The following is a 20,337-nucleotide window of genomic DNA, read 5'->3' as shown; positions in this document are numbered from 1 at the left end:
AGCTCTCAGGGGGTGCTGGGGTCTTGGGGCGGGTTGACACGTTCGTTGATGACGGCCAGGACGCCGTCGAGGTGCTCGCGAGTCAGCCGCTCGGCCAGCTCGGAGTCACCGGCCAGGACGGCCGCATGGATGGCTCGGTGCTCGTCCAGATCGGTCTGCCGGTCTCCATGGATGTGCAGGATCTCCAACTGCTCGCGGACGTTGACGACCGTCACGGACTCGACCACCTCGGCCAGCGTCGCGTTGCCGGACGCCTGCGCGAGCGACCGGTGGAAGTCCATGTTGACCTCGGCCAGCCCGGCGTGGTCGCCGGTCTCGACCAGCTCCGCCGCAGCGGCCAGGTCACGCTCCATCTGCTGCAGCGCGGCCTCGGTGCGGACTCGCGCGGCCACTGCGGCGACCGGTGGCTCGATCAGCGCCCGCGCCTGCAGCAGCTCGACCAAGCGGTCTGCTGACGGCGTCGGGGCCAGCGGGTTGGCCAGGACCAGTCGCCCGACGTGCGGACCGACGTACACGCCTGATCCGTGCCGGAGCTCGACGGCGCCGGTTGCTTCCAGCCGGCGGAGCGCCTCCCGCACTGTCGGTACGGCGACCTTGAAGCGGTCGGCCAGCGATCGCACCGACTCGAACTGGTCACCGGACGACAGCTTGCGGTCGGCGATCAGCGCCAGCATCGACGCGGCCAGATCGTCGAGCAGGCTCCGGCGTACGACGCCACCCGATGAGCTCACTGTGCTCCCGCCGGGGTCAGCGTCACTCCGACGAACCGGGGGCGGTAGATGCTCACGTCGGCGTACAGGTCGGTGTTGGCGTCGAGGCTGTTGACGTTGTAGCTGACCAGGAGCTGGTTGCCGCGGCGCAGGTCCGGGTGGTCGTGGGAGTTGTACGTGATGATGTTGGCGTTCCCGTAGCTCCCGGTCGCGCCGGTCTCGGGCGTCTGGTAGAGCTCGACCGGCTTGACGAACGGTCCGGTCGGCGAGCAGGAGAAGTACCCGAGGACGCGCTTGCTGAACAGCTCTTTGGTGTCGTGGGTGACCAGCACGTAGCCGTCGTGCCACCGGGTCACGCTGTGCTCGTTGGCGACGCCCTCCAGCACTCGGGCCGAGGCAGTCTCATCTGCCGACCAGCCCGCGCCGGTCCAGTACTCCCACGGCTTCGCGGTCAGGTCATCGCCACGGACCCGTGCGACGTGCTGGTACTTCGAGCTGCCCAGGTCCTCGACACCGTAGATGTAGGTGTAGCCGCGGTCGTTCAGCAGCCAGCCGGACCACTGCACGTTGGCGGCGGACGGGAGCGGGGTCAGCGAGCGTAGCTTGAGCGTCTTGCTGTCGAACCGCGCGAGGTAGTTGCTGGCCCAGTGCCAATCCCACTGACCCGGACCGGTCTTCTCGAATCGCAGTGCGGTGACGTCGAGGTACCGACCGGCGTGGCTGGTCGCCGCCGCGCCGACCCAGTACCAGCCGTTCGCCGGCGGTGGCAGGAGCGCGGTCGGGTTGGCCGGCGTACCGCCGGTCACGGTCTTGAGCGTCTTGCCTTGCTGGACCACGAACGAGTTGTTGATGAACGGCGTCGTGGTCGGACGGCTGCCGTCCGGGTTGACCGGGCCGAGGAACGTGTCCGAGAAGACCCACGCGGTCCGGCCGCCGGGCAACTGGACCGAGTAGGTGCTGTCCGCACCGGTCCAGCCCTTGCCGGTGTCGCTGTAGGCGTTCAGCAGCGACTCGGGCGCGGCGTGCGGCTCGGCGGTCGCGGTCCAGTTGGTCCGCACGGCGCTGCACTCCTCCGGCGTCGCAGAGGCGGCCGCAGGCATGGTGATGGCTCCGGCGGTCAACGACACCGCGCCGACCGCAGCTACCCACTGACGTCGAAACATGAAAATGATCAGATCACTTGGTCATTCTTGTGTCAAGGTCAGGGTCGGCTCAGGGTCGCGCCGGACCTAAGCCTCGATCTGTGGATCCTGGCAGCGCGCCAGGATCCACGGATCGAGGCTTGGTGCTACCGCTCGGGTGGGAGGATCGACGGCATGAAGAACTTGGTCATCAGGCTGCTCGCCAACGCGGTCGCGCTGGCGATCGCCAGCTGGATCGTCGCCGGGATCACCCTGCAGGGTGCGACCACGGGCCGGCGGATTCTCACGCTGCTGATCGTCGCCGCGATCTTCGGCGTGGTGAACGCGATCGTGAAGCCCGTCGTGAAGCTGCTGTCGCTCCCGTTCATCATCCTGACGCTGGGGCTGCTCACCTTCGTCATCAACGCGGCGATGCTGCTGCTCACGTCGTGGATCACCGGGAAACTGGACGTCCAGTTCCACGTCGACGGTTTCTGGAACGCGCTGCTCGGCGCGTTCATCATCACCGTCGTCGGGGTGATCATCAACGTCATCCTCCCGGACAAGGCCGAGATCAAGTAGCACTAAGTGAGGCGGGTCGAGATCGTCTGTAGCGGGAACATCTGCCGGTCGCCGATCGGGGAGGTCGTGCTGCGGGCGAAGCTCGCGGCGGCGGGGATCGACGACGTGGAGGTCACCAGCTCGGGCACGGGCGGATGGCATGTCGGCGACCCGATGGACCCGCGGGCCGCGGCGGCGTTGCGCCGGCGCGGGTACGACGGCAGCGCACACCGCGCCCGGCAGTTCCGGCCAGGGTGGCTCGCGGAGCGCGACCTCGTCCTCGCGATGGATTCGGGACACCTGTCCGCGCTGACCCGGCGAGGTCGCGCGGCCGTCCCGATCCAACTGTTCGCCGACGTCGACGTACCGGATCCGTACTACGGGGACGACGACGGGTTCGACGACGTACTCGCGCAGATCGAGAAGGCGGCCGACGCCTGGGTCGACCGCCTCCGGACCAGAGCCTGAGCTACGGCTGGTCGATCTCCGACTTGAGGGCGACGAACCAGTCGACGCCCGGGTCGAACTTCTTGCCGCCCGCGATCCGCGGGAACTCGATCGCGCGCAGTTCGTCGCCGCGCTCCTCGTCGTGGCCGACCACACCGCTCTCGCCGCGCATCGCCGCGTCCACGGCGTAGTCGGTGCACTCCTTGATCAGGGCCAGGTCGCGGTCGTTGGCCGCGGCCGAACGGCTGAAGTAGCCGCTCTTCTGCACCATCGTCTTCTCGGCACCGATCCGCTCGGCGAACTGCTTGGCGAACCAGGCACCCGGGTTGATCGTGTCCAGCTTCACGTGACCGAACGGGTCCCTGCCGACCTCCTCGCCGCGGGCCTCCAGCTCGGCCACGATCGACTCCACGCCGGCGCCCTCGGACAGGAAGATGTTGACGCAGTCGTGCTCGTCCATCACCTTGCCGAGCCGCTCCGCCTCGGCGTCCAGGTCGATCGTCTGCTCCGGCACGTACACCGCGTGCACGTCCCAGCCGGCCGCCTCCAGGCCGATGCCCGGGTTCCACTCCTGCTGCTTCCACCAGTCGCGGTACTCCCGGGCCGTTGCCGCGGTCAACCAACCGCAGTTGCGACCCATCACCTCGTGGACGATGAGCATCCGGGGATTCGAGCTGTGCTCGCCGATGATGTTGCGGGCGAACAGCGCACCCTGCTCGGCCGCGGTCCACGCACCGAGGCTCTGCCGGATCGGGATCACGTCGTTGTCGATCGTCTTCGGCAGGCCGACCACGGTCAGGTCGTAGTCGTGCTCGTGCAGGTACGCCGCCAGATCCGCCGCGGTCGTGTTGGTGTCGTCACCACCGATCGTGTGCAGTACGTCGACGCCGTCGGTGACGAGGCGCTCGGCCGCGACCTGGAGCGCGTTCTGGCCCTCGGCGATCAGGCCGCGCTTGACCAGGTCGGCGGTGTTGGTCAGCTTGACCCGGCTGTTCCCGATCGGGCTGCCGCCGAACTTGTGCAGCAGCGACGCCTTCTCCCGCACCTCCGGCGTCACCTCGACGTACCGGCCGCTGAGCAGGCCGTGGTACCCGTTCAGGTAGGCGATGATCTCGACGTCGGGCGCCACCTCGGTGTAGCGCTCGATCAGCCCGCCGACGGCGGACGACAGGCACGGCGCGAGCCCGCCGGCGGTGAGCAGGGCAACTCTGCGGACAGACTTGTCGGCAGCCATGGTCCAGGGTCCTTCCAGAGGTCGCTGAAGTCGCCAACAGCCTAGTGAGGCAGACCACTCTCAGCGGTGGTTGGGGTTCACTCCAGCGGCACCGAGCGCGGCGGCACCGGGGTGGAGACGACGAAGGAGCTGGTCGTCTGGCCGTGGACGAGGAACTTGTCGAGGACGTCCTCGAGGCTGGCGATGGCGGCGACCTGGACGCGCATCAGGAAACAGTCCTCGCCGGAGATGCGGTGGCACTCGACGACTTCCGGCGTTCGCGCGGCCAGCTCGATGACTCGCGGAATCTGACCGGGACCGGGACGCAGGCGCACCCAGGCCGCGACCGGCAGCCCGAGCGCGGCCGGGTCGACCTCGAGCCGGTAGCCGCGGATCACGCCAGACTCCTCCAACCGGGTGACCCGCTCGCGCACTGTCGGCGCCGAGACTCCGAGCCGACGCGCCAGTTCGGTGGTGCGCAGCCGCGGATCCGCGGTCAGCTCGGTCAGCAGCCGAACATTCAGGGCATCGAGCAGCGGCTTTTCAGTCTGAAGGGATTGCGCGCCTTCTGCCTTCGTTTCGGCAACCATGAGTCAGCTCCTCGGCTCGTTTCGCCATGGGAAACGGCGGATGCGATTTCTAGGGTAATCACGTGGCAACCATCGTGGAAGCACCGCCCCAGAAGGGACTCGCGACCGGAGCAGCGACCGTGACCGTCGTGCTCTGGGCCTCGTCGTTCGTCGCCATCCGGCATGTCGGCACCGAGTTCTCCGCCGGTGCCCTGGCCCTGATCCGCCTGGGCCTCGGCAGCGTCCTGCTCGGTGCGTTCCTGGTCCTCCGTCCCCGGCGGGAGGTCCCCGAACGCCGCTGGCCGGGCAAGCGCGACTGGCCGCAGTTGCTGGCCTGCGGCCTGCTCTGGTTCGGCGTCTACAACCTCACGCTGAACGAGGCCGAACGTCGCCTCGACGCCGGCACCGCGGCCATGCTCGTCCACATCGCCCCACTGCTCATCGCCTTGCTCGCCGGTCTCACTCTCGGCGAAGGCTTCCCCCGCCAGGTCGTCATCGGCAGCCTGGTCGCGTTCGGCGGCATCGTGCTGATCGGTACGTCGACCTCCACCGGCCGCGCGGAGACCTGGGGCGTCGTTCTCTGCATCACCGCGGCCGCGTCGTACGCCGTCGGCGTGGTGACACAGAAGCCACTGCTGAGCCGGCTGCCCGCAGCGGAGGTGACCTGGCTCGCCTGCACGATCGGCGCGGTCGTCTGCCTCCCCTTCGCCCCGACCCTGATCGACGAGCTCGGTACGGCGAGCGCCGGGACGATCTGGTGGGCGGTTTATCTGGCTGTCTTCCCGACCGCGCTCGGCTTCACCACCTGGGCGTTCGCTCTCCGGCGGACCAGCGCGGGCAAGATGGGCGCCACGGTGTACGCCGTACCGGTCGTCGCCATCGCCCTCGGCTGGCTGTTCCTCGGTGAGACTCCCGCTCTGCTCGCGCTGGCCGGCGGCGCCTTGTGCCTCACCGGCGTCGCGATCTCACGTCGTACCCGGAGGATCCGATGAAGTTCGGTGTGTTCGTGCCACAGGGCTGGCGGATGGACCTGGTCGAGATCAAAGACCCGGTCGAGCAGTGGGAGGCGATGACGGCGGTCGCCCGCGCGGCCGACGCAGGTCCGTGGGACTCGATCTGGTTGTTCGACCACTTCCACACGGTGCCCGAGCCGGTCCGCGAGACCGTCTTCGAGGCCTGGACTGCCACAGCGGCTCTCGCCCGCGACACCGAGCGCGTGAACATCGGCCAGATGGTCGGCTGCAACGGCTACCGCAACCCCGCGCTCTACGCCAAGATCGCGGCGACCGTCGACGTCGCCAGCCGCGGCCGTCTGTACGCCGGGATCGGCGCCGGCTGGTCGGAGCACGAGTGGAAGGCCTACGGCTATCCCTGGACCGGACTCAAGGACCGGATGGGTTCGTTCACCGAGGCCGTCGAGCTGATCCACCGGCTGTGGCACGAGGAGGATGTCGTCTTCCAGGGCAAGTACCACTCGGTCGACCGGCCGTACGTCGAACCACGCCGGCAACCACCGCTCTGGATCGGCGGCGGCGGTGAGAAGGTCACCCTGCGGCTGGTCGCCAAGTACGCGGACGCCTGCAACTTCGGCAGCGGCAGGCCCGAGCTGGTCAAGCAGAAGCTGGCCGTACTGCGCGCCCACTGCGACGAGCTCGGCCGGGACTACGACGAGATCGTGAAATCGACCAGTATCAACGTGTTCCCGATCGAGTCCGGCGCCGATCCGGCGACCGCGACGGCAAAGGCCCGCGGCCGCTACAGCGTCCAGGAGTTCACCGAGATCGGCGCCGGTGGTGGTCCGCCGGACCTCCGCGCCGGGATCGTCACGACCAAGGAGCTCACCGCGCACATCGAGCAGTTGGCCGAGGCCGGCGTCGAGTACGTCATCGTCTACATTCCGGGCGTCGCGTACGACCACGAACCGCTGCAACGGTTCGCGGAGGAGGTCGTACCGGCGTTCAGCTGAGCGTGGTCGCCAGCTCGCGCAGGTGCTGGTGGATGCCGGTGTAGACGTCTGCGGCCGGCAGCAGGCGCTTCGGGACCTTGGTGACGACGCTGTAGTTCACGTCGACCACGTTGGCCAGCGGGACCTCGCTGATCTGGCTGAGCAACTGGTAGGCATCCAGCTTGTCCAGTCCGTACAGCGATCCGAGCCAGTGGACCATGTCGACCTGCCCGGCTCGCCACGCGTCCTCGAGCGGCCGGCTCGATCCGACCACGGCCAGGTACTCGTCGTTCTCGATCCGCGGCCAGACCGGTCCCGGCGTCTTCACCAGATCCACGATCAGTACGACGTTCATCGCGCCCTCGACCGCGGTCCCGCAGGACTCCCCCTCGCCCTGGCGGTAGTGCCCGTCGCCGACCGAGAAGAGCGCGCCCTCGACGTTCACGTTGAGGTAGCAGGTCGCACCGGCCCGCATCTCCGGCGTGTCCATGTTGCCGCCGAACATGTCCGGGACCAGTGAGGAGCGCGCCTCACCCGCAGCGGGCGCGACACCGACCGTGCCCAGCATCGGCTCCATCGGCAGCGCGAGCTCCAGGTCGCTGCCTTGCGCCTGGAACCCGACGGTCTGCTTGTCCGAGTCCACCTCGTAGATCCAGGTCCGCTCCGGCAGCGGGTCTTGCAACGTCGCGGTCCGGTCGGTGCTGGTCAGACCGCCGAAGTACGGGATGGTCGCCGACACACCCCAGGTCCGGGCCGGTGTCAGGTCGACGAAGTGCAGCACCAGGGTGTCCCCCGGCTCGGCGCCCTCGACGTAGAACGGGCCGGTCTGCGGGTTCACGAACGGCATCTTCAGCGAGGCGCTGGCGAGATCCGTCGTACTGCGCAACGTGCCGCAGTACGCGTCCTCGGTCCACAACCGCAGGGCGGTGCCCGGCTTGATCCGGCGGACCGGCGGCACCCCGCCGAAGGTCCAGGCGAACTGCTCGGGCTCGGGGGTGAAGTCGAGGATGTCCACGAGCCAGCAACCTACGGCGTACGGCGGGATTGGGCGAGTGATCAGCGGGTTCTCAGGCGTTTCTCACAGAGACGGCCTAATCTCGACACGCGGACGGTCATTCCGGGCTGTCCGGACTCAGGCCGAGCGGGGAGCACGATGCGCGTACTGGTGGTGGACGACGACCGGGCGGTCCGGGACTCGCTGCGCCGTTCCCTGGAGTTCAACGACTTCGAGGTGGTGACGGCCTCCGACGGCGCCGAGGCGCTGGCCGTGATCGGCAACGTCGAGCCCGACGTCGTGGTGATGGACGTGATGATGCCGCGCCTGGACGGTCTGGAGACCACCAAGGCCCTGCGGGCCGCCGGCAACAACATCCCGATCCTGGTGCTGACCGCCCGGGACGCAGTCGCGGACCGGGTCGACGGCCTGGATGCCGGCGGCGACGACTACCTGACGAAGCCGTTCGCACTCGAGGAGTTGCTGGCTCGGCTGCGCGCTCTGCTCCGCCGCAGCACGACGCCCGGCGAGGGCGGCCAGCGCGGCGAGATCCTGCAGTACGCCGACCTGGTGGTCGACGTGGACGCGCACGAGGTGCACCGCGGCGACGTGCCGATCCCACTCACCCGGACCGAGTTCTCCCTGCTCGAGTTGCTGATCCGCAACCCGCGCCGGGTGCTCGAACGCGCGGTGATCCTGGACGCGGTCTGGGGTTACGACTTCCCGACCACCGCCAACTCCCTCGAGGTCTACATCGGCTATCTGCGCCGCAAGACCGAGGTCAACAACCTTCCCCGGCTGATCCACACCGTCCGCGGCATCGGCTATGTGCTGAGAGACACCCCACCGTGAGCAAGCAACACCCCGAAGACTTCCCCTCGTACGCCGGCCGTCCGCCGGGCGCAGGTCAGCCCGGTGCCGCGCCAAGTGCACAGCAACCGCAGCCGCCCGGACCACCGCAGCCCGGTCAGCCTGTTGCCAATGGCAACGGGAATCGAATGGTCGCGACCGCGGCCCGGACCCAGGACTGGTGGCAGGAGAAGGTCCACACCCTCAGCCTGCACGCCCGCGTCACCCTGCTGGCGGCGGTGGCGGTCGGTCTGGCCGTCGCGATCGTGAGCGTCGCGGCGTACATGACTGTGCGCCAGCAGATGTACCAGAACCTCGACGACAGCCTGACCAACCGGGTCGCCGCGGCCGCGCAGAAGGGCGTGCTGACCAACCTCGAGAACCTGCAGAACGTCTCCTCCGACGCGCTCGGCCTCAGCGACATCCGGGTCGGCATGATCGGTGCGGACGGAAAGTCGTTCGGAGCGGCCAACAGCCCGGTCCCACCGATGGGTCCGGACGAGATCGCGATCGCTCAGACGCAGGGGGACGAGGCCAGTCTGCGCACCGTCGGGGTCCGTAACGGCGGCACGCACTTCCGTGTGGTCGCCGTACCCGCGCACTACTGCCCGTTGGACGTCAACTGCCGGACAAATCCGGAGCTCATCCAGCCTGCCGCACTGGTGGTGGCCCAGTCGCTGGAGCCGATCGACCGGACGCTGCACAACCTCGGTGTGGTGCTGTGGGCCTTCGGCCTGATCGGCGTCATCGGTGCGGCGCTGGCCGGCAACGCGATCGCGCGGTCCGGGCTCCGGCCGCTGGCCCGACTGACCGGTGCGGCGGAGCATGTGGCGCAGACCGAAGATCTGAAGCCGATCCCGGTGTCCGGGTCGGACGAGATCTCCCGCCTGGCCCGGGCCTTCAACGCGATGCTCGCGGCTTTGGCCCGATCACAGGATCGCCAGCGGCGACTGGTCGGCGACGCCGGGCACGAACTGCGGACGCCGCTCACCAGCGTCCGGACCAACCTCGATCTGCTGGCCCAGGCGGACCGGCGCGGCGGCCTCCGCCCCGAGGACCGGCGGCAACTACTGGACGACGTACGCGCTCAGATGGACGAGCTGACCACGTTGATCGGTGACCTCACCGAACTGGCCCGCGACACCCCGCAGGTCCGCAACGCGGAGCTGATCGAGCTGTCCAACGTGGTCGAGGACGCAGTGATCAAGGTACGGCGCCGTGCGCCAGGGCTGGAGTGGGACGTCCAGCTCACCCCGTTCCCGGTGTGGGGTGACGAGCGACTGCTCGGACGGGCAGTGACCAATCTGCTCGACAACGCGGCGAAGTACAGCGTTCCCGAAGGCGCCACCCCGCGCACCGACGGGCGGCCGTCCGGGCGTGTGACGGTCCGGCTGCTGGACGGCGTACTGACTGTGACGGACTCCGGTCCGGGGATCGCCGAGGCGGACCTGCCGCACGTATTCGAGCGGTTCTACCGTTCCAGTGAGGCGCGCGGCAGGCCCGGTTCTGGGCTGGGGCTGGCGATCGTGAAGCACGCGGCCGAGCAGCACGGCGGGATGATCTACGCCCGCAACGTCCCGGGCGCCGGTGCGCAGTTCACGCTGTGGCTGCCGCACGCGGCCACCCAGACGCGCTGACAGCTGCTTGACTGATCCTTCAGGGGATCTTCATGGAGTTCTTCGGCTGCTTTGACGGGATCTTCAGGGCCTTCTCAGGTCCAGGCCGCAAAGTACTGCTCATGACCGAGAACCAGCCGCACCAGCCGCAGAACCAGCCCGGCCAGAACCCTCAGCAGCAGGGGCCGGACCGGACGCAGCAGTTGCCCCTGTCTGGTTACGGACAGCACCAGCAGCAGCAGTTCGCGCCGCTCGGTGGTCAGCAGCGACCGGGTCAGCACCCTTCAGGTGGGAGTGCCTACCCGCAGTACGGAGCACCGGGGACGCATCAGGGGACGCCTCCCGGATCCAACTGGCCGCCTTTCGGCCCGCAGCCGGCTCACCAGCCGAAGCCTGCCAAGCCGAAGCGGCGTGGCCTGGCGGCGGTGGCACTGACCGCGCTTCTGGTCGGTGCCGCGGGCGGCGTAGGTGGTGCGGCTGTGTACTCGGCGACCAATGACTCCAGCGCGACGCCGTCGGTGACGGCGCCGCTGAACGGCAACCAGGCCGCTCCTGCCGCGGCACCGGACGGTTCGGTGCAGAGCGCCGCCGCGAAGGTGCTGCCGAGTGTGGTGAAGATCGCCGTCACGTCCCAGCAGGGCGCGGCCACCGGGTCCGGCATCGTGATCAGCAAGGACGGCCTGATCGTCACGAACAACCACGTGGTCGCCGGCGGCGGCGCCGGGGCGCAGATCACCGTGATGCTGAACGACGGGCGGACGGTACCGGCCACGGTCAAGGGCACCGACCCGCTGACCGACCTGGCCGTGATCCACGCCGACGCGACCGACCTCACCCCGGCCACGCTGGGACAGAGCGGCAAGCTCGGGGTCGGGCAGGGCGTGGTGGCGATCGGTTCGCCGTTCGGCCTCGAGGCGACCGTGACGAGCGGGATCGTCTCGGCGCTGAACCGCCCGGTCACCTCCGGCGACGAGCAGCAGGACAGTACGACGGTCTTCCCAGCAATCCAGACGGACGCCGCGATCAATCCCGGAAACTCCGGCGGCGCCCTCATCGACCTCGCCGGCCAGGTGGTCGGAATCAACAGCGCGATCAAAACCGCCGGCGGATCGGGACAATCCGAAGGCGGCAACATCGGCCTGGGCTTCGCTATCCCGATCGACCAGGCCAAGCCGATCATCGACGAGCTGGTGGCCAAGGGCAAGGCCACGCATGCGCGGCTCGGAGTGACGGTCGGCGACGCGCAGTCTTCCGACGGGCTCTCTTCAGGAGCACGCCTCGGCGAGGCAACGTCCGGCGGTGCGGCGGACAAGGCCGGTCTGCAAGCGGGTGATGTGGTCACCGCTGTGGACGGTAAGGCGATCTCGTCAGGGGACGCGCTGGTCGCCGCGGTCCGTTCGCACCGCCCGGGCGATGAGGTGAAGATCAACTTCACCCGCAACGGAAAGGCGCAGTCGGTGACCGCCACCCTCGGGTCCGACAACGGCAACCCGACCGGCTGACACCACGGCATTCCTCCCTGGTTGGGACTGCGGCCGCCCACCGAGCGGCCGCAGTCCCTTTTTCTTTGTGGATAAATGCGTGCGGTGGCAGGGGGGTGCAGGCTAGCGTCCGGCCATGACCTTCTCGCGGGAACGGCCGCCTCTTGTTGCTGATGAGCGCACGCAGTTGATCGGGTGGCTGGATCTGCAGCGGGCGCTGGTGCGGTGGAAGCTGGACGGGCTGGCGGAGGCGGACGAGCATCGGGTGGTGTTCCCGGAGTCGCCGTTGATGACGCCGGCGGGGCTGGTGTCGCATCTGCGGTGGACCGAGCACTGCTGGTTCAACGTCATCTTCCTGGGTGAGCCGGAGGCGTCCAACCCGCAGTTCCAGAAGGAGCCGGAGAGCGCCGACATGCGGGTGGACGGCGTACCGCTGGCGCAGTTGCTGGACGAGTTCGAGGCGCAGTGCGCGCAGTCGAACGAGATCGTCGCGGCGCACTCGCTCGACGAGGTCGGGAAGGACCCGGAGTACCAGCCCACGCTCCGGTGGATGCTCCTCCACATGCTCGAGGAGACCGCGCGCCACGTCGGCCATCTCGACACCATGCGCGAGTTGCTCGACGGCCAGAAGGGGTATTACTAGACCTTGTGAGTGTGGAGATCCGGCGGGCCGACGATCGCTTCCAGACCGCGAGTGAGTGGCTGGACTCGCGGCATTCGTTCTCGTTCGGGCCGCACTACGACCCGGCGAACGTCGGGTTCGGGTTCCTGCTCGCGCACAACGACGAGACGATTGCCCCCGGCACCGGCTTCGACACGCACCCACACCAGGACCTCGAGATCGTCACCTGGGTACTGCGCGGGGCTCTGGCGCACCGGGATTCGCAGGGACACAGCGGGGCGGTCTACCCGGGCCTCGCGCAGCGGATGAGCGCTGGGTCCGGCATCCTGCACTCCGAACGCAACGACGGCGCCGAGCCGGTCCACTACGTGCAGATGTGGGTCCGCCCGGACGAACTCGACCTGCCGCCGTCGTACGAGCAGAGCGAGATCGATCTGACGGGTGGCGAACTGATCCCGATCGCCTCCGGTCTGCCGAAACACGCCGACAGCACCGCCATCCGCATCAACCAGCGCTCCGCCGGCATGTCCGTCGCCCGTCTGGGTCCTGGTGGCACAGTCGCTCTGCCGGCCGCGCCGTACATCCATCTCTTTGTCGCAAGCGGTACTGCCAGCCTGGAAGGCGCCGGTGACCTCGGTACGTCGGACGCTGCGCGACTGACCGGTCTCGACGGCGCACGTGCCACGGCCGGGGCGCACGGCGCCGAGCTCCTGGTGTGGGAGATGTACGACTGAGAGAGATCGCGGACCTGCACCACTCACCAACTCACCGGCGGCGACCGGCTTCACGCTCACCCATGAGTCAGCTGAGGGCCGTTCGCGGACTTGGTGAGTGGCACACGTCCGGGGCTAGCTGGTCTGCTCGCTCATCGTCCAGACGTGGCGCAGGGACTGGCCGGCGACGCCTTCGGGGTTCTGGGCGAAGCCTTCGACGAACTGGCTCATGTGTTGCTGCCAGCGCTGGTCGACCGGGTCGTCGCGCAGTTGTGCGGTGGCGGCCTCGAAGTCGTCGCACTCGACCAGGTGGAACAGATCGCTGCCGCTGCGCCAGATCGACCAGTCGGCGATCCCGGCGGCGTGCATCACGGTGATCAGTTCCGGCCAGACGCGAGCGTGCTCGAGCTCGTAGGCCTCTTCGGTGCCGGGAATCAGCCGGCTGTGCAGAGCAAGGCGGGTCACAAAGGAGCAGAATACGCCGGTGGTGACCCTGCGTTCACCGCGTTCCATGATCACGGTAGACCTCCGGCGCGGTGATTCACGCTGCGTCTCGGTGCTGATTCGTCCTGGCGATCCACGGCCGGTCCGGCGCGGACGAACGGCGTACCCGCGCCAACTCCCGCGGGGCTACGGGCGTCGTACTTGCATGGGTTGAGTACTTTCGCCCTCGTGGCTGTCAGCCACACGCCGAAGACTGTCCCAGGTGTCCATCCGTCGTCGTGCGAGAGTTGGAAACGTGAAGCGAACCGCTGCCATCGTCTGCTTGAGTAGTCTGCTGATCACCGCTGGTTGTTCCGACAGCAAACCAGGAGCAGGTGGGAAGCCGGACCCCAACGACGAGAAGCAGGCGTCCGCCGAGGTGGTGAAGCAGTTCGCCGACGCCTGGGTAACGGCGTGGGCTCCGGACGGGAAGCCGGACGCGGCGGCGGCGTTCACCGACAACCCGACCGTCTTCGGCAAGCGGCTCGACGACGTGGACAGCGCGCTGATCGCGAACACCGTGAAGGTGACACCGCAGGGCGACCCGAAGTGCACCGACGGCAACAACTGCACGCAGGACCTCGCGGTCGAGGCCGACCTGCGCGGCATCGGCACGATGAAGTGGACCAGTACGGCGACCGCGGTGAAGACCGGCGACGCGTGGAAGATCAAGGCCTCAGGCGACACGATCTACCCGGGACTCGGCGAGGCGAACTACCTCAAGCGGGTCCGTGCGCTGCCCGCGCGGGCAGCGATCCTGGACCGCAACGGTGCCGCGCTGACCGCGAACCGTCCGGTCGTCATCGTCGGCGTGACCTCGGGCACCGTGGCGACGCCCGCGACGTACGCCGCCTTCACGAAGAACCTCGATGTGGACGGCGCGAAGCTGGCCGCGCGGGCGAAGGCGGCGCCGGCCGGGCAGTTCGTCGAGGCGATCACGATCCGGTCCGAGGAGTGGAACCGGCTGCGGCCGATCATGGGCAAGCTGCCCGGCGTACTGACGATGGGCGGGACGCAGTCGCTGGCGGCGACGCCGACGTTCGCGCGGTCGATCATCGGCACGATGCGGACCGCGACCGAGGACACGCTGAAGAACGCCGGTCCGAGCGCGTCGGCCAGCGACCAGGTGGGGACGACGGGCCTGCAGTACGCGTTCCAGCAGCAGCTCGCCGGTACGCCGGGTGGCACGGTCACGCTGCGGGACGGCAAGACCAAGCTGACGATCAAGACGGTGTTCAGCCAGCAGGGCACGGTCGGCAAGCCGGTGAAGACCTCGCTGGACACGAAGATGCAGCAGGCGGCGGAGGCAGCGCTGGCGACGAGCAAGCTGCCGGCGTCGCTGGTCGCCGTACAGGCCTCGACCGGTCAGGTTCTGGCGGCCGCGAACGGGCCGACGCCGGCCAGCTACAACCGCGCCTTCCAGGGCCGGTACGCACCGGGGTCGACGTTCAAGATCGTCACGTCGGCGGCGTTGCTGGGCAGCGGCGAGACTGCGGCGACCAAGCTGCCGTGCACGAACACGATCAACGTGTTCGGCAAGTCGTTCAAGAACTACGACGGGCTGGCGGCGTACGGCGCGGGCACGATGCAGAAGGCGTTCAACGAGTCCTGCAACACGGCGTTCATCTCGCAGCACGCGAGGCTGCCGAAGGACGGGATGACGAAGGCCGCGGCGATGTTCGGCATCGGACGTGACCTGGACCTGTCGATCTCGGCGTACGGCGGTTCGGTGCCGGCGCCGAAGGACGACACCGCCGAGGCGGCCTCGATGATCGGTCAGGGCACGGTCACGGCGAGCCCGCTGGCGGTCGCGCTGATCGGTGCGGCGGTCGACCACGGGACCGCGATGAAGCCGGTTCTGGTGCCGGGCAAGGACGCCGCCGGAGCAGCCGCCTCTCCGTTGCCTGCGGCAACTGTTGCGGCACTGCGGACTTTCATGCGGACGACGGTCACCAACGGGACCGCGCATCTGCTGGCCGGCAACGGTGCGGTGGCCGCGAAGACCGGCACCGCCGAGGTCGTCCAGAAGGGCAAGGTCGTCACGAACGGCTGGATGGTCGGCTACCGCGGCGACGTAGCCTTCGCCGTCATTGTCGAAGGCGGCGTCTCCGGCGGCAAAGCAGCCGGCCCCATCGTCCAAAACTTCCTCAGCCACACGAAGTAGTCCGTCGAACCGCCCCACCGACAGTGTCGGTGGGGCGGTCTAGTTTTTGGGGCATGGACGAGACAGAGCGGACTCGGGGTGTTGTTTCGCAGTACTTCGCGACGATGGCGGCGCGGGAGTGGGACGCGTTCGGGGAGTTGCTGAGTGCGGACGTGGTGTACGAGATGCCGCAGACTCGCGAGCGGATCACCGGGCGGACGAAGTACCTGCAGTTCAATCGGGAGTATCCGGGCGACTGGACCGCCACAGTGACGCGATTGATCGTGGACAGGACCACCGCGGCCGGATCGATGAACTTCACCGTGGGTGACGAGGAGATGGTCGGGCTCGTGTATCTCGAGCTCGCGGACGGCCTGATCACCAGGATCACCGATTTCTGGCCCGAGCCGTACGACCCGCCCACCGGGCGGGAACACCTGGTGGAGCAGGTTGTATCGGCGACCGATCGAATCTCCTGAGAGTTGTGCTCCGAAGACCCTGAGAGTTCCCTGAAAGCCCGGCGTTCCGGCGATTTCGTCACTTAGGGTTGCTGGATGGAGAGCCTGACCTGTCCTAAGTGCCGAGGCGCGATGCGCACCTACGAACGCAGCGGCGTCACCGTCGACCAGTGCGGCGAGTGTCGCGGGATCTTCCTCGACCGGGGTGAACTGGAGCGGCTGGTGGACGCCGAGCTCGAGTACAACAGCCCGCAGCCGCGGCACGAGGAGAAGCGGTACGACGACCGCCGCTACGACAACGATCGCCGGTATGACAATGACCGGCGGTACGACGACGACCGGCGGTACGACAAGGATCGCAAGTACGACCCGCGCTACGGGAATCAGCAGTACCCGCGCAAGAAGAAGAAATCCTTCCTGGAAGAACTCTTCGACTGACGCCGGTCAGCGGCGGAGGGCTATGACTGTGCCTTGGGCGATTGCGCACAGGCTGATGTCGCCCGACTCGTCGACGGTCGACAGTTGGCAGGTACAGGTGGCCTGCCGGCTGCCGGCGTGCGCGACCGTGGCCTCGGCCCGCAGTACGGCGCCCTGGGCCGGACGGAGGTAGCTGATCGTGAACCCACCGGTCAGCACCTCCGGGCCGAGCGCCGTACCGCCGGCGAAGGTGATCGCGTTGTCGGCCGCGTAGCCGAGGACTCCCCCGTGCAGGATGCCGTTCTGCTGCCGCAGTTCGTCCCGGATGTCCAGCTCGAGAGTCGCGCCACCATCGCCGAAGGCGGTCAACCGCGCGCCGAGCAGCACGCTGAACGGTTGCGCGGCAAGCACCTTCTCGGCCAGTTCGAACGTCAGCTCCATGCCGACAGGCTAACCAGCGGTGAACTTCGCAGCCGCTCGCAGCAGTTCTTCGCGGCGGCGGTACTGGCTGGGCGAGACCCCGAGGTAGCGTCGGAACACCGAGGCGAAGTACTGACTCGACGAGAACCCGAGCCGGTAGGCGATCTCCGTGATGCTGTCGGAGGTCCCGGCCAGCAGCCGTTCGGACCGGGCGACCTTGGCGCGTAGCACGTAGTCCTTGGGACTCGTGCCGAAGGACTCGGTGAAGAGTTCGTGGAAGCGGGTCCCGGACATCCCGGACACCTCGACGAGCTGCGCGGCTGTCACCGGCTCCTCGAAGTGGTCTTCGAACCACCGCAACGCCCGCTGCAAACCCGGATGCTCCGCGGTGCCGCCGTCGCCCTCGGACAGGCCGCGGACCAGTTCGATCACCGCGGTGGTGCACAGGGACTCGCGCCAGACCCCGGTCAGCCAGTCCTCGGCACTCGACGAGGAAAGCACCCGGGACAACAGGTCGATGCTCAGCGGCGAAGCCGGCCAGACGTCACGATCGGCCTGGCAGAGCTCGTCGATCATCCGCGACGGCGGCTGCCCGGCCTCACCACGGCTGCGCAGGATCAGCCACAGCAGGTCGCCACGCGGTTGAGTGCCTGTCCCGGTCCGGTAGCCGGCGCCGGGCCGGATCCGCAGCACCTGGCCCGGACCGGCGCTGACGATCGAACCGTCGATCACGAAGTCGATGCCGTTCCGCAGTGGCAGCGCCAGGACCAGCAAGGTGTCGTGCCGCTGCTCCGGCAACGGTTCGTGCGCGACCAGGTAGTGGTAGCGGCCGAGGCTGACGAACGGACCGAGGCCGCGCAGGTCCACGATCTCGCGCTCACTGGTCGACTCGATGTCGGGAACGTCCGACGGCCTGTCAGCCATCGCGATTCTCCGGCGGCGATTTCCGAACGCGATCGCCGGCGTACGACCCGAGGATGGTGTCCATGACCGACTCGACAGTCTCAGCTGGATCTGACATCGCGCAGCTCTTCGACCGCGACGGGTACGTCGTCCTGGACGGGTTGCTCAGCGCCGCCGACGTGGAGCTGTACCGGGACATCTACGACCGGTTCCTGACCGGCGAGATCGCGGCCGGCGACAAACGATCCGACCTCGGTGCGGGCGCCCGATCGAGTGGCGCCACCGAGAACATCACGCAGATCATGTGGCCGTCCGACCTGTACCCCGAGCTCACGTCGCTGCCACTGCACGATCGCGCGCTGGCCATCGCCCGCGAGTTGATCGGCGCCGACGCCGTACTGGACTTCGACATGCTGATCGCCAAGGCACCGCACACGGCGACGCCGACGCCCTGGCACCAGGACGCCGGCTACTGGGTCGACCTTCCCGACGAGCGGGCCGCGTCGATCTGGGTGTCGCTCGACGACGCGACCGTCGACAACGGCTGCATGTGGTACGTCGAGGGCTCGCACCGCGGCCCCGTCCGGCCGCACCGGTCCGCGGGCGCCGGCGGCGCGATCGAGTGCGACTGCTCGGAGGACGAGCCGGGCGCGACGCCGGTGCCGCTCCCGCCGGGGTCCGCGGTCGCGCACGGCGGACGTACCTTGCATTACTCGCGCGGCAACACCACCGGCACTCAGCGCCGCGCGTACATCCTCAACTTCCGGCCGGCTGCGATGATCGCGCGGGAGCGCGAGCTCGGCATGGATCACGGCCGGACCGAGAACGTCCGGGAGGTCCGCAACGCCCAGGCGGGCTGAAGCGCGAGATCCGGCGGCTGTGCTCATCGCGCCTTGGCCAGTTCGGCGTTCCATTGCTTCTCGGCCGTCGCCAGCGCGGCGGAGGCGGTCTTCGTACCGAGCATGTACGCCCGGACCTGTTCGTCGAACAGTGCGCGCAGAGCCTCGTCGTTGGGTGATCCCGAGATGGCGTCAGCGGCCTGGTTGAACGTCTGCACCAGCAGGCGCCGGCCCTGGTCGTTCGCGGTGTTGCCGCTGATGTTGGTGAAGAACGGCTCCTTCACGGTTTGCACCGAGCCCGGGAACACGGCGACGAGTTTGCAGAAGGCGAGTTGGTGCCGCGCCGAGGTGACGAACTTGTCCCCGGTCGCGCCCTCCTCGGTTCCCGGGTTCCCGCTGATGCATCCGGTGAGTAGGACGAGCAGGCAGGCCAGCATCGCCGGCAGCCGCTTCACACCTGTCATGATGAACTCCCTGACCAGGACGGAGACTGTCCGTAATACTCACTGAGGACACCCGACCATCATGCAGCCCGAGAGCTATAGTCAAGGCTCTGGCGCACGGATTCGCTCCTGATCGTAAAGCTGGACAGTTCATCGAGGCAGTGTCAACGCTGCATGGCACGACTGAAAGCCTAGTTACGGACAATCGGCGGGTCGGCGACTCTTAGGCCCGGACTCGACCTCACGGCTCTGCAGGAGACGTACGAGCGCGATCTGTTCGTCGACTACCTGCCCTTCCTCGATCGCCACATGATCGACGAGCGCCCACTGCATCAGTACGGCTCACCGATGTGGCGGGTGTCCGGTGACCGCCAGATGACGAGCCCGCCGGATGAGCGGCGGGTGGAGAACTACCACCACCCGCGCTTCCTCATGCTCAGCCTGCAGTCAGTACGCCGGATGCTCGCGGCCGGCAGCTAGCGGTGGCGACCGTGGAGGGCCGGTTCGCGTTCTTCTTCGGTCGTGCCGCCCCAGACGCCGTACGCTTCGCCGACGATCAACGCGTGTTCGGCGCATTCACGCCGTACCGGGCAGGTCCGGCAGAGCGCCTTGGCGAGCACCTCGCGGGCGTGTTTGCGCAGGCCGCGTTCGGACTCGGCGGCGAAGAACAGCTCCGGGTCGACCTCGGCGCAGGCGGCTTGGTCCTGCCAGGCCCAGTTCTCGAGCAGCGGAGACGGCAGGCCCTCCGGGGCCTTGGCCACTGCTCCGGCGGGCGGTTTGCGCCGTCTCATGACGGGCTCCTCGGCTGCGCAGTCATGGTGTGACACCTCGGCATCGATCGGTCCGCCGCGGCTGGATCCACAACCGCGGGCACTGGTTCTGGTACCCGGCCGCAAACCCCCGGGTCTATCGTCAGCACGTGACCACGCCTCCGGTGACCCTCCGCCCGATGACCGAGACCGAGTTCCAGCAGTGGAAGGACCGCAACGCCGAGTCGTTCGCCGCCGGCATCGGACCGGCCCGTGGCCTGAACCCCACGGAGGCGCTCGAGTTCGCGCATCGCGAGACGGACAAGCTCCTGCCCGACGGTCGGGTCAGCGAGAACAACCTGATCTGGATGGCGTGTGACGGCGACCAGACGATCGGCAGCCTGTGGATCAGCACCAAGCCGCGGATCCCGTTCATCTACGGCATCGAGGTGGACTCCGGCCACCGCGGCAAGGGCTACGGCCGCGCGATCATGCTGGCCGGCGAGGAGGAGTGCCGGCGGCTCGGGTACACCCAGCTGGACCTGAACGTGTTCGGCAACAACACCACGGCGATCAGCCTCTACAACTCGCTCGGCTACACCGTCACCTCGCAGCAGATGCGCAAGGAACTCTGACGTGGG

At 68.3% G+C, this 20,337-nt stretch carries 25 protein-coding genes; 15 read left to right on the top strand and 10 right to left on the bottom strand.

Annotation, left to right across the window (positions count from 1 at the left end; translation table 11 throughout):
* Positions 1-5: 5 nt before the first annotated feature.
* Together E0H75_RS05505 and E0H75_RS05500 are read right to left on the bottom strand one after the other, a co-directional pair.
* Positions 6-731, bottom strand: a complete 726-nt coding sequence (locus E0H75_RS05505; RefSeq protein ID WP_202872831.1) for a FadR/GntR family transcriptional regulator — start codon at positions 729-731, stop codon at positions 6-8.
* A complete protein-coding gene (locus tag E0H75_RS05500; RefSeq protein WP_131511933.1) occupies positions 728-1,873 on the bottom strand; it encodes a DUF4185 domain-containing protein in 1,146 nt (381 codons plus the stop codon). The genes E0H75_RS05505 and E0H75_RS05500 overlap by 4 nt, the downstream gene beginning before the upstream one ends.
* Before the next feature lie 153 nt (positions 1,874-2,026).
* Here E0H75_RS05500 and E0H75_RS05495 point away from each other — a divergent pair, with 153 nt between their 5' ends.
* Both E0H75_RS05495 and E0H75_RS05490 read left to right on the top strand, forming a co-directional pair.
* Positions 2,027-2,413: a phage holin family protein gene (locus tag E0H75_RS05495; RefSeq protein WP_131511932.1), complete on the top strand. Its 387-nt coding sequence runs from the start codon at positions 2,027-2,029 to the stop codon at positions 2,411-2,413.
* 6 nt (positions 2,414-2,419) lie between these two features.
* On the top strand, positions 2,420-2,860 hold the full coding sequence (locus E0H75_RS05490; RefSeq protein ID WP_131511931.1) for a low molecular weight protein-tyrosine-phosphatase: 441 nt from the start codon (positions 2,420-2,422) through the stop codon (positions 2,858-2,860).
* A gap of 1 nt (position 2,861) precedes the next feature.
* Here E0H75_RS05490 and E0H75_RS05485 read toward each other — a convergent pair whose 3' ends face one another.
* Both E0H75_RS05485 and E0H75_RS05480 read right to left on the bottom strand, forming a co-directional pair.
* The gene (locus E0H75_RS05485; RefSeq protein WP_131511930.1) at positions 2,862-4,073 is read right to left on the bottom strand and encodes a pyrophosphate--fructose-6-phosphate 1-phosphotransferase; all 1,212 of its coding nucleotides are present in this window, start codon (positions 4,071-4,073) and stop codon (positions 2,862-2,864) included.
* A 77-nt stretch (positions 4,074-4,150) separates the two neighbouring features.
* Positions 4,151-4,642, bottom strand: a complete 492-nt coding sequence (locus tag E0H75_RS05480; protein WP_131511928.1) for an Lrp/AsnC family transcriptional regulator — start codon at positions 4,640-4,642, stop codon at positions 4,151-4,153.
* Between the two features lie 62 nt (positions 4,643-4,704).
* Here E0H75_RS05480 and E0H75_RS05475 point away from each other — a divergent pair, with 62 nt between their 5' ends.
* Together E0H75_RS05475 and E0H75_RS05470 are read left to right on the top strand one after the other, a co-directional pair.
* Complete coding sequence (locus E0H75_RS05475) at positions 4,705-5,613, top strand: DMT family transporter (protein WP_238162849.1); 909 nt, start codon at positions 4,705-4,707, stop codon at positions 5,611-5,613.
* Positions 5,610-6,587 carry an LLM class F420-dependent oxidoreductase gene (locus E0H75_RS05470; protein ID WP_131511927.1) on the top strand — a complete coding sequence of 326 codons (978 nt, stop codon included), beginning with the start codon at positions 5,610-5,612 and terminating at the stop codon, positions 6,585-6,587. The genes E0H75_RS05475 and E0H75_RS05470 overlap by 4 nt, the downstream gene beginning before the upstream one ends.
* Here E0H75_RS05470 and E0H75_RS05465 read toward each other — a convergent pair.
* Positions 6,580-7,581 carry an acetamidase/formamidase family protein gene (locus E0H75_RS05465; protein ID WP_131511926.1) on the bottom strand — a complete coding sequence of 334 codons (1,002 nt, stop codon included), beginning with the start codon at positions 7,579-7,581 and terminating at the stop codon, positions 6,580-6,582. The two genes, E0H75_RS05470 and E0H75_RS05465, sit on opposite strands and share 8 nt — an antisense overlap.
* A gap of 138 nt (positions 7,582-7,719) precedes the next feature.
* Here E0H75_RS05465 and E0H75_RS05460 point away from each other — a divergent pair, with 138 nt between their 5' ends.
* From E0H75_RS05460 to E0H75_RS05440, 5 genes are all read left to right on the top strand, one after another.
* The gene (locus tag E0H75_RS05460) at positions 7,720-8,412 is read left to right on the top strand and encodes a response regulator transcription factor (protein ID WP_131364960.1); all 693 of its coding nucleotides are present in this window, start codon (positions 7,720-7,722) and stop codon (positions 8,410-8,412) included.
* A complete protein-coding gene (locus E0H75_RS05455) occupies positions 8,409-10,046 on the top strand; it encodes a sensor histidine kinase (RefSeq protein WP_238162848.1) in 1,638 nt (545 codons plus the stop codon). Before E0H75_RS05460 ends, E0H75_RS05455 begins: the two co-directional genes overlap by 4 nt.
* Before the next feature lie 101 nt (positions 10,047-10,147).
* Positions 10,148-11,527, top strand: a complete 1,380-nt coding sequence (locus E0H75_RS05450; RefSeq protein ID WP_131511925.1) for a S1C family serine protease — start codon at positions 10,148-10,150, stop codon at positions 11,525-11,527.
* A gap of 115 nt (positions 11,528-11,642) precedes the next feature.
* Positions 11,643-12,149 carry a DinB family protein gene (locus tag E0H75_RS05445; RefSeq protein WP_131511924.1) on the top strand — a complete coding sequence of 169 codons (507 nt, stop codon included), beginning with the start codon at positions 11,643-11,645 and terminating at the stop codon, positions 12,147-12,149.
* A 5-nt stretch (positions 12,150-12,154) separates the two neighbouring features.
* Positions 12,155-12,862, top strand: a complete 708-nt coding sequence (locus tag E0H75_RS05440) for a pirin family protein (RefSeq protein WP_131511923.1) — start codon at positions 12,155-12,157, stop codon at positions 12,860-12,862.
* Positions 12,863-12,976: 114 nt separating this feature from the next.
* On the opposite strand, the gene E0H75_RS05435 is transcribed toward E0H75_RS05440, so the two are convergent.
* On the bottom strand, positions 12,977-13,306 hold the full coding sequence (locus tag E0H75_RS05435) for an L-rhamnose mutarotase (protein WP_131511922.1): 330 nt from the start codon (positions 13,304-13,306) through the stop codon (positions 12,977-12,979).
* Between the two features lie 301 nt (positions 13,307-13,607).
* Here E0H75_RS05435 and E0H75_RS05430 point away from each other — a divergent pair, with 301 nt between their 5' ends.
* The 3 genes from E0H75_RS05430 to E0H75_RS05420 all read left to right on the top strand — a co-directional run bounded on the left by E0H75_RS05430 (position 13,608) and on the right by E0H75_RS05420 (position 16,363).
* Entirely contained in the window at positions 13,608-15,488 is a 1,881-nt protein-coding gene (locus E0H75_RS05430) for a penicillin-binding transpeptidase domain-containing protein (RefSeq protein WP_238162847.1), read from the top strand.
* 53 nt (positions 15,489-15,541) lie between these two features.
* A complete protein-coding gene (locus E0H75_RS05425) occupies positions 15,542-15,946 on the top strand; it encodes a nuclear transport factor 2 family protein (protein ID WP_131511918.1) in 405 nt (134 codons plus the stop codon).
* A 75-nt stretch (positions 15,947-16,021) separates the two neighbouring features.
* Positions 16,022-16,363, top strand: a complete 342-nt coding sequence (locus tag E0H75_RS05420) for a TFIIB-type zinc ribbon-containing protein (RefSeq protein ID WP_131511916.1) — start codon at positions 16,022-16,024, stop codon at positions 16,361-16,363.
* A gap of 6 nt (positions 16,364-16,369) precedes the next feature.
* Here the strand turns inward: E0H75_RS05420 and E0H75_RS05415 are convergent, their stop codons facing one another.
* Together E0H75_RS05415 and E0H75_RS05410 are read right to left on the bottom strand one after the other, a co-directional pair.
* Positions 16,370-16,783, bottom strand: a complete 414-nt coding sequence (locus tag E0H75_RS05415) for a PaaI family thioesterase (protein WP_131511914.1) — start codon at positions 16,781-16,783, stop codon at positions 16,370-16,372.
* A 9-nt stretch (positions 16,784-16,792) separates the two neighbouring features.
* Positions 16,793-17,686 carry a helix-turn-helix domain-containing protein gene (locus E0H75_RS05410; protein ID WP_131511913.1) on the bottom strand — a complete coding sequence of 298 codons (894 nt, stop codon included), beginning with the start codon at positions 17,684-17,686 and terminating at the stop codon, positions 16,793-16,795.
* A gap of 62 nt (positions 17,687-17,748) precedes the next feature.
* Here E0H75_RS05410 and E0H75_RS05405 point away from each other — a divergent pair, with 62 nt between their 5' ends.
* Positions 17,749-18,525 carry a phytanoyl-CoA dioxygenase family protein gene (locus E0H75_RS05405; RefSeq protein ID WP_131511911.1) on the top strand — a complete coding sequence of 259 codons (777 nt, stop codon included), beginning with the start codon at positions 17,749-17,751 and terminating at the stop codon, positions 18,523-18,525.
* Positions 18,526-18,548: 23 nt separating this feature from the next.
* On the opposite strand, the gene E0H75_RS05400 is transcribed toward E0H75_RS05405, so the two are convergent.
* The gene (locus E0H75_RS05400; RefSeq protein ID WP_131511909.1) at positions 18,549-18,968 is read right to left on the bottom strand and encodes a hypothetical protein; all 420 of its coding nucleotides are present in this window, start codon (positions 18,966-18,968) and stop codon (positions 18,549-18,551) included.
* A gap of 288 nt (positions 18,969-19,256) precedes the next feature.
* Here E0H75_RS05400 and E0H75_RS42915 point away from each other — a divergent pair, with 288 nt between their 5' ends.
* On the top strand, positions 19,257-19,427 hold the full coding sequence (locus tag E0H75_RS42915; protein WP_165553460.1) for a hypothetical protein: 171 nt from the start codon (positions 19,257-19,259) through the stop codon (positions 19,425-19,427).
* Here E0H75_RS42915 and E0H75_RS05395 read toward each other — a convergent pair.
* A complete protein-coding gene (locus tag E0H75_RS05395) occupies positions 19,424-19,738 on the bottom strand; it encodes a WhiB family transcriptional regulator (RefSeq protein ID WP_131511907.1) in 315 nt (104 codons plus the stop codon). The two genes, E0H75_RS42915 and E0H75_RS05395, sit on opposite strands and share 4 nt — an antisense overlap.
* 128 nt (positions 19,739-19,866) lie before the next feature.
* On the opposite strand from E0H75_RS05395, the gene E0H75_RS05390 reads away from it, so the two are divergent.
* On the top strand, positions 19,867-20,331 hold the full coding sequence (locus E0H75_RS05390; protein ID WP_238162845.1) for a GNAT family N-acetyltransferase: 465 nt from the start codon (positions 19,867-19,869) through the stop codon (positions 20,329-20,331).
* Positions 20,332-20,337: the final 6 nt, after the last annotated feature.

It is taken from the genome of Kribbella capetownensis (assembly GCF_004331485.1).
Lineage (GTDB): Bacteria > Actinomycetota > Actinomycetes > Propionibacteriales > Kribbellaceae > Kribbella > Kribbella capetownensis.
The sequence above is the reverse complement of the archived record's forward strand: the minus strand, read 5'-3'. Positions and strand labels throughout refer to the sequence as shown.

What these genes read in the sequence shown, in the direction of transcription:
- E0H75_RS05500 (WP_131511933.1), bottom strand. Translation starts at nt 1,873, where the DNA reads ATGTTTCGACGTCAGTGGGTAGCTGCGGTCGGCGCGGTGTCGTTGACC.
- E0H75_RS05495 (WP_131511932.1), top strand. Translation starts at nt 2,027, where the DNA reads ATGAAGAACTTGGTCATCAGGCTGCTCGCCAACGCGGTCGCGCTGGCG.
- E0H75_RS05485 (WP_131511930.1), bottom strand. Translation starts at nt 4,073, where the DNA reads ATGGCTGCCGACAAGTCTGTCCGCAGAGTTGCCCTGCTCACCGCCGGC.
- E0H75_RS05480 (WP_131511928.1), bottom strand. Translation starts at nt 4,642, where the DNA reads ATGGTTGCCGAAACGAAGGCAGAAGGCGCGCAATCCCTTCAGACTGAA.
- E0H75_RS05470 (WP_131511927.1), top strand. Translation starts at nt 5,610, where the DNA reads ATGAAGTTCGGTGTGTTCGTGCCACAGGGCTGGCGGATGGACCTGGTC.
- E0H75_RS05460 (WP_131364960.1), top strand. Translation starts at nt 7,720, where the DNA reads ATGCGCGTACTGGTGGTGGACGACGACCGGGCGGTCCGGGACTCGCTG.
- E0H75_RS05450 (WP_131511925.1), top strand. Translation starts at nt 10,148, where the DNA reads ATGACCGAGAACCAGCCGCACCAGCCGCAGAACCAGCCCGGCCAGAAC.
- E0H75_RS05445 (WP_131511924.1), top strand. Translation starts at nt 11,643, where the DNA reads ATGACCTTCTCGCGGGAACGGCCGCCTCTTGTTGCTGATGAGCGCACG.
- E0H75_RS05425 (WP_131511918.1), top strand. Translation starts at nt 15,542, where the DNA reads ATGGACGAGACAGAGCGGACTCGGGGTGTTGTTTCGCAGTACTTCGCG.
- E0H75_RS05420 (WP_131511916.1), top strand. Translation starts at nt 16,022, where the DNA reads ATGGAGAGCCTGACCTGTCCTAAGTGCCGAGGCGCGATGCGCACCTAC.
- E0H75_RS05415 (WP_131511914.1), bottom strand. Translation starts at nt 16,783, where the DNA reads ATGGAGCTGACGTTCGAACTGGCCGAGAAGGTGCTTGCCGCGCAACCG.
- E0H75_RS05410 (WP_131511913.1), bottom strand. Translation starts at nt 17,686, where the DNA reads ATGGCTGACAGGCCGTCGGACGTTCCCGACATCGAGTCGACCAGTGAG.
- E0H75_RS05405 (WP_131511911.1), top strand. Translation starts at nt 17,749, where the DNA reads ATGACCGACTCGACAGTCTCAGCTGGATCTGACATCGCGCAGCTCTTC.
- E0H75_RS05400 (WP_131511909.1), bottom strand. Translation starts at nt 18,968, where the DNA reads ATGACAGGTGTGAAGCGGCTGCCGGCGATGCTGGCCTGCCTGCTCGTC.
- E0H75_RS42915 (WP_165553460.1), top strand. Translation starts at nt 19,257, where the DNA reads ATGATCGACGAGCGCCCACTGCATCAGTACGGCTCACCGATGTGGCGG.
- E0H75_RS05395 (WP_131511907.1), bottom strand. Translation starts at nt 19,738, where the DNA reads ATGAGACGGCGCAAACCGCCCGCCGGAGCAGTGGCCAAGGCCCCGGAG.